Below are 10,150 nucleotides of genomic sequence, written 5' to 3'. Positions count from 1 at the left end.
GGCCGCGGCCCGGCCGGCGGCCCCGGTGGTGTGGGTGGCGCCGGTGCGCAGGGCGCGGGCCCCGCGTCCCGGCCCGTGGAGATATCCGGCGACCACGGTGATGATGGCTACGATCAGCCAGGTCAGCGCGCTGTCTCGCAGAAAACGGACGAGAACGTCGTAGATGGCCGCTGCCGCGTCGTGCGGCAGGGTGTCGGGCGGGACGGAGTCCAGATAGCGCTGGCGCGCGACGGCCAGCACCACGAGCAGGACGATCATCGTCACGCCGAGGCCGACGCCCAGGGCCATGAGCCCGGCGCGGTGCGAGGGCGCCAGCCACACGCCCAGCGCGGCGAGCGCCACCACGGCGACCGGCAGCCACCGGCCGAGGACGGCGAGCAGGTGCAGGGCGTCCTGGGTCGTGGTCAGGGTGTCCGTCCGCAGCAGCACGATCTGTCGGTCGACGTCGGGAATTCTGCCGGCCTGCTCGAAACCGGCGTCGGCCAGCCGCTGCCGCACACTGTCGACGATCGGGCCGATGTCCAACACGATCGTGTCGTCCTTGGCCTGTAGGACGTTGCTGCCCTGGTCGGTGAGCACCTTCACCACGGCGGCATGCGCCCGACGGTTCGCGTTCTGCCATACCAGGGGGAACTGGTCACTGGTGACCACTCCCTGAACCACCTGATGTACCGCGCTGGTCAGGGCGTTTTTCAACGCGCCGGTCAGGGCGTCGGCGTGGTCCACGACGACGGGGGAAACGTTGTTTCGGGTGAGGACACCGTCGAGTGACGCGGTGACCTGGTCGACGTTGACGTTCCTGACGACCAGGTCGGTCAGATGGTTGATCACCATGTTCTGCACCGCGGGGTCGGTGGCGAGCGGTGCGACGGTGTCGGCGTACCGGTCCGTGTCGGAGATCGTCGTGTCCGCCCAGGTGGCGACCACGGCGAGCGGCGCCAGCACGGCGGCCAGCAGGAGCAGCAGGGATGCCCCGACGGTCCTCAGCCGGTCGTGGCGCACCGCTGCCGCGCCGCGCAGCCGCTCGTACTCCGCGCGTTCCCCGCCGGACAGGAAGGATGTGTCGTCCGAATGTGCCGGGCCGTCGGAACTGCCGCCAGCACTGGTAACCATGGTGCGGTCCCCCCTGCTTTCTGCCTGGTGCGGCTGCCAGCGCGGTCTCGCGGCCGGTTCCTGCCCGGCGAGGAGCAGCCGAAAACCGGTCGTGGACGAGGCGGAGAACGGCGCCGCGAGATTCCGGAAATATCGGCGCCTGCTTCCGCCTCCTCAACCAGGTGGGATGCGCCGACCCTCACTTCGGGTGATGCTGTGGGAGTGGGTCGGCGGCGGGGAGGAGTCGGCGTCCGGGATAGCCGCGAGTACTCGGAAAGGCGCCTTTCCGAGGCTCGGAGGCGGGCGCAGAGAAAATGCGGAGGGTATCGGGAAAGGTGGCGCGGTTCGTCGGCGGAGGGCCTGGCCTGCCAGTTGTGGGAAAGTGACCTGATAAACGGGGCGATGACTCTCGCCGCGCTCATCCTGATGCTGTTCTTCCCGTTTGTCATCACGCTGGCCGCGGTGTCGCCGCTGCGCCCCGGCGGCGCGGCCGAGATCATCGTCCGGCGGATGGGGCTGAACCACGACGCCGCGCTGGCCGTCGAGCGTCTGTTCACCCCCCACAGCGGCGGATCCGCGCAGGCTGAGTGGACGGTCCTCGGTGCGGTCTGGCTGAGCCTGGGGGGACTGAGCCTGGCCGGGGCGGTGCAGTCGGTCTATCTGCGGGTCTTCCGGGTTCCGGCGTTCGGTCTGCGCGGTGTGCCGGCCCAGGCGGTCTGGCTCGCCGGACTGATCGTCTTTCTGGCTGGCACCACCGCCACCGGGGCGGCGCTCACCGGCACGGTCGTCGGCCAGGTATGCCAGGCTCTGATCGTCATCGCCGCGATGGGGCTGCTGTTCTGGATCGGCACCTGGGTTCTCGTCCGCGGTCGGCTGGCCTGGCGGGACATCCTGCCCGTGGCCGTGTTCACCACGATCGGCCTGACCGGCCTCGGGGTGGTGAGCCGGCTGCTGTTCTCGACGTCGATCGTGGAGAACGAGCGGAACTACGGCGAGATCGGAGTCGTTTTCACACTTCTTTCCTGGCTGATCGGACTCGGGGTCGTGCTCACCGGAGGGGCGATCGTCGGGGCCTGGTACAACACGCAGGAAATATCCGTGATCGGCACGGTCGGACGGCGGGTGAGATCCCTGTTCAGGTGCTGAACCGTGGCCATCTGAGGCCACCGGGTGCAGGTCAGTCGTGCGGGCCGATAGCGGGCCGGCCGCCATCCGGTGCGGTGACCGTGGAAGCGGTCCGGGACATCAGCACGGCGGCGACCAGGCCGCCGACGCCGAGGACGGCGAGGGTGGCCATGGCGGTGGCGTAGGCGTTCGTGGTCAGGCCGGCGACGAGGATGGTCCCGGCGATGGCGGTGCCGAAGGAGGAACCGAGGTTCGAGACGCTGCGGGACAGGCCGGAGATCTCGCCCTGGCGTTGTTCGGGAAAGGAGGACTGGACGACGTTGACCGAGGGGGTGAGCATCACCCCGAGGCCGAGACCGATCAGCAACAGCCCGGGGGTGAACGCCCAGGGGCTGCGTGATCCGGCGACCAGGCCGATCAGGACGATGATTCCGGCGATGGCCAGGGCGAACCCGGCCGTGATCAGGGCGCCCTGGGAGTGACGTTTCGCGAGCCGCTCAGCGGCGGTCGACGAGGCGAGCAGACCGACCGTGGCCGCGGTGAAGATGAGGCCCGTCCTGATGGCGTCATAGCCGCGTACCACCTGCAGGAACGTGGCGACGGTGAAGGACGAGCCCATCAGCAGCAGCCACTGGATGTTCTGGGTGATCAGGCCGAGGTTCGAGACCCGGTTGCGAAACAGGCTGGTGGACAGCAACGGCTCCCGGCCGGCTCGCTCCTCGCGGCGTACCCAGTGCAGGAATCCGGCCAGCACAAGCAGTCCGGCGACCAGAAGTGCGGCGGTGAGTGCCAGGTCGTCGTCGGCGGCGAGGATGCCCAGGACGATCAGGGTGAGACCGCCTGCGGACAGGACCGCGCCCGGGATGTCGAAGTGACGGTGCGGGTCCGCCGGGAGCGGGTCGGTGATGGACCGGCTCAGCCCGATGACGAGTGCGATGATCAGGGCCTGGAAGGCGAACGCCGCGCGCCAGCTGATCGCGGAGGTGATCAGGCCGCCGATGAGCGGGCCCGCCGCCGCCCCGAGGCCGCCGCCGGCCATGATGACCCCGAAGGCGCGGGCCCGGGCGGTGAGGTCGGTGAACAGCACCGTGGTGAGGATGTAGACCGGGGGAATCAGCAGGGCGGTGCCGATGCCCTCCAGGATCGAGTTGCCGAGAAGCAGCACGCCCACGCCCGGTGCGGCGGCGCTGAGCAACGCACCCGTCCCGTACACCGCGAGCCCGACGAGAAAGCAGCGTTTGCGACCGAGCAGGTCGGTCAGCTTGCCGCCGGGAATCATCAGCGCGGCCATGACGAGCAGGAAGACCGTGATGACGACCTGAACGGCCTGGACGGTCGTGTCGAGGTCATGGCTGATGTCGTTGATCATCACGTTCATGTTCGACCCGGCGAAGCTGCAGATGAACTGCGCGAGCGCGAGCGGTGCCAGGACTCGCCGGTCGGCGCCGGCCGACCGTGGCAGGGTGCGGAGACCCACGTCGGGCGTCTGCTCGGTCATCGTCGCCACGTACCTCGCTTTCGGTCGCGTCGCAGACGGTCAGCGGGCCGGATTCTCGGCGCGGTCGAGCTCCTCGTCGAGGGCGATGGCGGCGTCGATGAGCGCGAGATGGGTGAAGGCCTGGGGGAAGTTGCCGAGCTGTTCGCCGGACGGTCCGATCTCCTCGGCGAACAGGCCGACGTGGTTGGCGTAGGTGAGCATCTTGTCGAAGGCGTAGCGGGCCTGGTCGAGGCGGCCGGCGCGGGCCAGGGCCTGCACATAGAGGAAGCTGCAGAGGTTGAAGGTGCCCTCGGAGCCCCGCAGGCCGTCGGGAGAGGCGGCGGGGTTGTACCGGTAGACGAGGCTGTCACTGACGAGTTCGTCGTTCATGGCGTCGAGCGTGCTCAGCCAGTCGGGGTCGGTCGGGGCGAGGAAACCGACGCGCGGCATGAGCAGCAGGGAGGCGTCGACGACGTCGGTGTCGTAGTGCTGGACGAAGGCATGGCGCTTGTCGTTCCAGCCGCGGTCGATGATCTGGTGGAAGACGGTGTCGCGGGCCGTCCGCCAGCGGGTGAGGTCGGCGGGACGGGAGTAGGCGGTCGCGATCCCGATGGCCCGGTCGAAGGCGACCCAGGTCATGAGGCGGCTGTAGGTGAAGTTCTGCCGGCCCCCACGCGTTTCCCAGATGCCTTCGTCCGGGCGGTCCCAGTGGTCGGTGAGCCAGTCGATGACGGCGGCGAAGGCCTTCCAGCCGCGGACCCCGCCGATGTCCTTCGCCTCGGCGAGGGCATAGGCGGCCTCGCCGTAGATGTCGAGCTGGATCTGGTCGGCGGCGGCGTTGCCGGCGCGGACCGGCGCGGACCGGCGGTAGCCCTCCAGATGGTCGAGGACCTCCTCGGTCAGGTGGGGTTCCCCGTCGACGCGGTACATGATCTGAAGCGGTTCGCCGGAGGCGGTCCAGCCCGCGTCGAGGCGCTCGCGCAGCCAGCGGCGGTAGGCGTTCGCGTCGCGGGTGAAACCGAGGGTGCTCAGGGCGTGGACGGACAGCGAGGCGTCGCGGATCCAGGTGTACCGGTAGTCCCAGTTGCGTTCGCCGCCGATCTGCTCGGGCAGACCCATCGTGGCGGCGGCGATGGGAGCGCCGGTGGGCGCGTAGGTGAGCAGTTTCAGGGTGATCGCCGAGCGGGTGACCATCTCCTGCCACCGGCCTCGGTAGCGTGACGCCCGCAGCCAGCTCAGCCAGAAGGCGCGGCAGGCGTCGAATGCGGCGGTGATGCTCTCCACCGTGGGTGGCGGACCGCCGAGACGTTCGCCGCGGGTGGCGGCGTCACCGCTGTCGCTGGTGAGGACGACCGCGGCCAGCTCGCCGGCGTCGAGGGTGAAACGGGCGGAAACGTCGTGGCCGTCCGGATGAAGCGCGATCGGGGCGGTCGCCTGCACGTGCAGATCCGTGTCAGGACCGTGGAACACCACCGATCCGTCGTCGAGATGGCGCAACGTGTGGGCCGCGCGACCATAGTCGAACCGCGGCCGACACAGCAGCTCGAAGGGCAGACTGCCCCGAACCACCCGGGCGACCCGGATCAGCCGGTGGCGCGTCGACGGGGTGGTGGAGGCATCGGGCTCCATGAAGTCGACCACCTCGCCCACCCCGCCCGGGGCCATGAACCGGGTGACGAGCACGGCGGTGTCGGTCAGGTAGAGCTGCCGGACGCCCACCTCGTCGGCCTCGCCGAGATCAGCGGCCAGGCGGCAGTGGCCCCCGCGATCGCTGTCGAGCAACGAGGCGAACACGCTTGGCGAGTCGAACCGCGGGGTGCACCACCAGTCCAGGGTCCCGTCCGCGGCGACCAGCGCCGCGGTCTGCAGGTCGCCCACGAGACCGTGGTCCGCGATCGGTGGATAGGCGTTCATGCTGGTTCCTCCCGCGATCGTCGCGTGCCACTTGAGAACCCAGGGCGGCTTCCCGCTTCCTACCCGGGCGGCTGTGGACGGAAGGTGCGCTGATGGGGCGTCTCGGTGACGACGATGGCCGTGGACGGGGGTATTTCCCGCCATACCCCGGGTAGTTCGCTCAGCGGTTCCGACAGGATGGCGCGGGCGTCGCCGGGTATGTGCCGCAGGCGTTCGTGCTCGGGGTAGAGCATCCGGATCGCGTCGACGCTCTCGCTCATGTACAGCGTGTTGACCACCGGCCCGCTGGCGTATCTGGCCGCGAACAGTGTCTCGCCGTCGGCCAACCCGACCGTCATCTGCAGGGGCTCGGCAACACCCGCAGCGGCTCCGACGCTCTCGACGAAACCGGCCATGCGTTCCAACCCCCCGACGGGATCTTCCTCCAGACCGAACGTCAGGGCAAGATGGAACATCACCTCGGAGTCCGTGGTGCCTTTTATGTTGCTGAAAAGGTCAGGATGTACGGCCATCAGCAGCTCACGGCGAAGCGAACCGAAGCCGTCGATGTACCCGTTGTGTACGAAAATCCATTTCCGATAGCGAAACGGATGGCAGTTCGTCTTCTGCACCGGTGTTCCGGTGCCCGCCCGCACGTGCGCGAGGAACATCGGGGAACAGATCTCCTCGGCCAGTTCCCGAAAGTTCTCATCACCCCACGCGGGTGAGTCGCTGTGGAAGATGGCCGGGGTCCTGCGCCGGCTGTACCAGCCCAGACCGGTCCCGTCACCGTTGGGTTCGAGCAGGTCCGGTCCATGCCTGACGCTTTGGGCAATCAGTGATCTTTCGGGTTCGTACAACAACGCGTATGGGACGATGGGATCGCCCCGATACCCCATCCATCTGCACATGCCACCCTCCAGTCCGCTACGGCAAGGGTGCCCACGCGGGGCCGGGGCAACCGCCGTTTTTATGGCCAGATCTTTAATGTTCGGAGTTTGACCATGGAGCGCTGAACCAAGGGTCAGGCCGGTTTGGCCGGGGAAGAAGGTGAGGATGCGGCGGCGGTACTGAATACGTCCGAGCAGGGTCCTGATCGTTTTTCGGCCCTACACGGAGGATTCCCAGCCGTCTGCGCCTTCCCCTGATCACCTGGGCGAGTCGATGTGAGACAGGAGCACAGCATTGGAGTCCGCGGTCGCGGTCGTGGCGGTGACGCTGCTGGCCTACGCGCTGGTGGAGCGGCGCCTGCGGCAGACGCCGATCAGCGGCGCACTGGTGTTCACCGCGGCCGGCCTGCTGGCCAGCGGCCAGGTCTCGGGACTGATCAGCTCGTCCATCGGTGAGCATGGCGTCACCGCCGTGCTGGAACTGACCCTCGTGGTCGTGCTGTTCACCGACGCGATGGGGGCCGGTCTGGGCCCCTGGGCGACCGAGTCGCCGCTGCCCGGCCGGCTGCTGGGAATCGGGTTCCCGTTGACCATCGCCGTCGGCTGGCTGCTGGCGTCCGCGCTGTTTCCCGGCCTCGGCGGGTGGGAGACGGCGCTGCTGGCGGCCATCCTGGCGCCCACCGACCTGGCCCTCGGGCTGCCGGTCATCAACAACACGCGGGTTCCCCGGCTGATCCGCCATGCCCTGAACGTCGAAGGTGGCCTGAACGACGGCCTGGCACTTCCGTTTGTGACCATTTTTCTGGCCCTGGCACTGGAGGAGGAGAAGACCGTCGGCCGCGGACATGCCGTGTCGGTGTTTCTGCGCGCTCTGGTGGCCTCCGGCGCCATCGGGATGGCGCTGGGCGCCGGTGGCGCACTGGCCCTGCGGTGGTCGGTGCACAGGGGTTGGTCCAGCCGGTTGTGGCAGTCGCTTGCGCTGCTGGCTGTGGCGGCCCTGGCCTACGTCCTGGCAGACCTGATCGACGGTAGCGGCTTCATCGCGGCCTGGGCCGCCGGCCTCGTGGCCGGCCTGGTCGCGGGCGAGAGCCTGTCCGCGGCGCAGCAGACGCCGCAGGATGTCGCCCAGCTTGGTGTCTGCGTGAGCCTTGTGCTGTTCGGCGCCCTGCTTCTGGCGCCAGCCCTCGCACACGCGACCTGGACCGCGCTCATCTATGGGCTGCTCAGCCTGACCGTCGTCCGGATGATCCCGGTCGCCGTCTCGCTGTGGGGATCAAAGGTCGCCCCTCCGACCGTGGCATATGTCGGCTGGTTCGGGCCACGGGGGCTGGCGTCGATCGTCTTCGCGGATCTGGTCGCCACCAGTGGACTGCCCGAACAGCACCAGATCGTCCCGGTGGTGATGCTGACCGTGGGTATGAGCGTGGTCCTGCACGGCCTCACCGCGCCGTGGGGCGCGCGCAGCTACGGACGCTGGTACGAGGCCGCGGCAGCGCGCCACCCCAGGATCCGCGAAGCCGCCGAGGCACCGCCGCCAGACCGCCTCGCCGTCCCGCCCATCCCGCCCGTCCCGCCGACGGGCAGGTGATCGAGACCGGACGGTGACCCCGCACCACCCCCACCGGGACGGTGGTGAGGACGAGGCCCGCGACCAGCGGCGAACGGCCCCCGACCCGCTGCGGCATGCGCGGGAGGAAATGTCATGCCCGATGACGCGCCGGAGCAGTGGCATCCCGTCTGCCATATCGACGAGATTCCCGAGGGCGAGGCCGTCGTCCTCCCCACGACCCCGCCCATCGCGGTGTTCAACGTCGACGGCGAGCTGTTCGCCACTGACGACACCCGCAGCCACGCAGAGTCGTCCCTGGCCGAGGGCTACATCGAGGACGGCACGGTCGAGTGCGTGCCGCACTTCGCCCGGTTCTGCCTGCGCACCGGCAAGGCGCGCTCTCCCCGCCCGCGGCCACGTCGGCACCGCCCGACGGCCACGCACCGCGGCACGTCCCTCGACCATGGTTACCTTCTGTGACGCCGCTTTCAGCAGGCTACGGGTGTGCAGGGTGCACGCGGGTCGCCGTGGGGGTGTTCGTGTCCGATATGCCCCCCACGGCGACCCGTATAGATGGATCTTGCTGTGGGGTCGGTTGCGGGGGGGATCACAGCGCTGCGGTTGCCACCGAGCCGGCCGGCAGAGTCATGGCCGTTCCATTCGTCGGCGCCAGGAGCCGTCCCCGCGGGGTCCGGGCCCGGGCTGACTGCCCGAGACTCGGGTGGTGTCACCCCTGGTCGGGGTCGTTGCTGGGAGGTGCTGATCCCTGACGTGCCGGTGCGGATCCCAACCCGTGCTGGCTGGCAGCGCGGGACAGGTCCATAACGGCTGCAAGGACGACGGGGACGGCGGCGAGGAGAAAGCCGCCGCTGACGACGTTGTTCGCCGCGCCCCACGGGTAGTAGCGGATCGACTCGGCGATGGGCATCAGTGACCAGGCCGCACCGACGACGAAGACCGCGACGGCCCAGCCGGGTCGCCTCAGGCTGATCACGGTCGCGGCTGCAACGCCCACGAGGACCGTGGCCGGGAGGATCCTCTGGATGCTGTCGACCAGACCGTCCGGCCCTCGGTAGGCGGCGAATGGGTTGTTGTAATACACGTAGCCATTGGAATGGACGAGGGAGAGACTGTAAGTTCCGGCCGCCGCCAAGAACAGGCAGAACAGTGCCGCCGCGGTGAATAGGTCGCGGCGGCGGAGCGCCGTTGGCATCCCCGCCGACGCCATCCCCGCCTGCAGGAACAGCACCGCGAGCAGATAGAGCGGTGGCCGCGCGATATCGGTCCACGCGGCCACGAGCACAGCAGCGCACACCGCGATGCACGTCAGACCCAGCAGCACGCGAGCTGTGCGGCGTGCGCCGGCCGACGCGGCGACGAGGGCGGCAACCGGCAGCGGATAGATCGCCGCACCGAGGGTGACAAACGGCCCGAAGGTCAGACCGGCGCTCGGCGGATTGCCCGCATAGGCCGGCAAAGGTTTCGGTATCACCTCCGCGACTACGAACAGCCCCGCCGACAGCACCGCGAGGGACGACAGGGCCAGGATCGCGGTCCGCTGCCGCACCACCACGGGCACCAGGCCCAGCGATGCGCCGAGCCGGGTGGCCAGACCGTGGCCGACCAGATCCGCGATGTCCGCCGGGCTCGGTCTGGTGTGACCGGTCGCGTCGGCCAGGTCCAGCAGGGTGGCGATGAGCTCGTCCCCGTGGTCGTGGCGCCAGCGAGGCGGGTAGCAGCGGAGCAGCCGACGGTAGGCGATCTCAAGCCGGGAAGCGGTCATGCCGGTGCCGTTCCCAGCCGCCGCCGGGACCGCAGCCGGCGGTCGGCTTCGGCGGCGTTCGACCGAAGGCGGTCAACCTGCGCAGCAAGAATCTCGGCGCCCGGGTCGGTGAGGTCGTAGTAGCGGCGCAGCCGGCCCTCGACCACCTCCTCGCCGCTCTGGCGCACCAGGCCCTCCCCGGTCAGCCGGTCGAGCGCGGCGTACAACGTGCCGGCCCGTAACGTCACCCGCCCGCCGGAGATCGCCGAGACCTCCCCGATCAGCGCATACCCGTGTTTGGCCCCGTCGGCGAGCGCCGCCAGTACCAGGAATGTGGGTTCCCGCATCTCCTCGATACCCAT

Annotated in this window: 9 protein-coding genes; 3 read left to right on the top strand and 6 right to left on the bottom strand. The window is 69.3% G+C overall.

The annotated features are described in order from the left end of the window. Positions 1–1,113: hypothetical protein (locus tag ND747_RS21885; protein WP_251735927.1), on the bottom strand; the 1,113-nt coding region annotated here is incomplete at its 3' end. A gap of 381 nt (positions 1,114–1,494) precedes the next feature. Here ND747_RS21885 and ND747_RS21880 point away from each other — a divergent pair. After that, positions 1,495–2,238, top strand: a complete 744-nt coding sequence (locus ND747_RS21880) for a ribonuclease BN (RefSeq protein ID WP_251735926.1) — start codon at positions 1,495–1,497, stop codon at positions 2,236–2,238. Positions 2,239–2,269: 31 nt separating this feature from the next. Here the strand turns inward: ND747_RS21880 and ND747_RS21875 are convergent, their stop codons facing one another. From ND747_RS21875 to ND747_RS21865, 3 genes are read right to left on the bottom strand one after another with little or no spacing between them, the layout of a single operon-like run. Continuing rightward, positions 2,270–3,715 (bottom strand): MFS transporter, encoded by a 1,446-nt coding sequence (locus ND747_RS21875; protein WP_251735924.1) that lies wholly within the window; start codon positions 3,713–3,715, stop codon positions 2,270–2,272. A gap of 39 nt (positions 3,716–3,754) precedes the next feature. Then, positions 3,755–5,608 carry a glycoside hydrolase family 15 protein gene (locus tag ND747_RS21870; RefSeq protein ID WP_251735922.1) on the bottom strand — a complete coding sequence of 618 codons (1,854 nt, stop codon included), beginning with the start codon at positions 5,606–5,608 and terminating at the stop codon, positions 3,755–3,757. A gap of 59 nt (positions 5,609–5,667) precedes the next feature. Further along, positions 5,668–6,498, bottom strand: coding sequence for a class II glutamine amidotransferase (locus tag ND747_RS21865; protein WP_374216292.1), 831 nt, complete (start codon positions 6,496–6,498; stop codon positions 5,668–5,670). Between the two features lie 274 nt (positions 6,499–6,772). Here ND747_RS21865 and ND747_RS21860 point away from each other — a divergent pair, with 274 nt between their 5' ends. Next, positions 6,773–8,065, top strand: a complete 1,293-nt coding sequence (locus ND747_RS21860; RefSeq protein WP_251735919.1) for a cation:proton antiporter — start codon at positions 6,773–6,775, stop codon at positions 8,063–8,065. A 114-nt stretch (positions 8,066–8,179) separates the two neighbouring features. Further along, the gene (locus ND747_RS21855; protein ID WP_251735917.1) at positions 8,180–8,506 is read left to right on the top strand and encodes a Rieske 2Fe-2S domain-containing protein; all 327 of its coding nucleotides are present in this window, start codon (positions 8,180–8,182) and stop codon (positions 8,504–8,506) included. A gap of 247 nt (positions 8,507–8,753) precedes the next feature. Here ND747_RS21855 and ND747_RS21850 read toward each other — a convergent pair whose 3' ends face one another. Further along, positions 8,754–9,809 (bottom strand): hypothetical protein, encoded by a 1,056-nt coding sequence (locus tag ND747_RS21850; RefSeq protein WP_251735915.1) that lies wholly within the window; start codon positions 9,807–9,809, stop codon positions 8,754–8,756. Continuing rightward, positions 9,806–10,150, bottom strand: coding sequence for a PadR family transcriptional regulator (locus tag ND747_RS21845; protein WP_251735913.1), 345 nt, complete (start codon positions 10,148–10,150; stop codon positions 9,806–9,808). The genes ND747_RS21850 and ND747_RS21845 overlap by 4 nt, the downstream gene beginning before the upstream one ends.

It is taken from the genome of Frankia sp. R82 (assembly GCF_023716925.1).
Lineage (GTDB): Bacteria > Actinomycetota > Actinomycetes > Frankiales > Frankiaceae > Frankia.
This window is presented reverse-complemented; position numbering and strand designations above follow the sequence as displayed.

What these genes read in the sequence shown, in the direction of transcription:
- ND747_RS21880 (WP_251735926.1), top strand. Translation starts at nt 1,495, where the DNA reads ATGACTCTCGCCGCGCTCATCCTGATGCTGTTCTTCCCGTTTGTCATC.
- ND747_RS21875 (WP_251735924.1), bottom strand. Translation starts at nt 3,715, where the DNA reads ATGACCGAGCAGACGCCCGACGTGGGTCTCCGCACCCTGCCACGGTCG.
- ND747_RS21870 (WP_251735922.1), bottom strand. Translation starts at nt 5,608, where the DNA reads ATGAACGCCTATCCACCGATCGCGGACCACGGTCTCGTGGGCGACCTG.
- ND747_RS21865 (WP_374216292.1), bottom strand. Translation starts at nt 6,498, where the DNA reads ATGTGCAGATGGATGGGGTATCGGGGCGATCCCATCGTCCCATACGCG.
- ND747_RS21855 (WP_251735917.1), top strand. Translation starts at nt 8,180, where the DNA reads ATGCCCGATGACGCGCCGGAGCAGTGGCATCCCGTCTGCCATATCGAC.
- ND747_RS21850 (WP_251735915.1), bottom strand. Translation starts at nt 9,809, where the DNA reads ATGACCGCTTCCCGGCTTGAGATCGCCTACCGTCGGCTGCTCCGCTGC.
- ND747_RS21845 (WP_251735913.1), bottom strand. Translation starts at nt 10,150, where the DNA reads ATGGGTATCGAGGAGATGCGGGAACCCACATTCCTGGTACTGGCGGCG.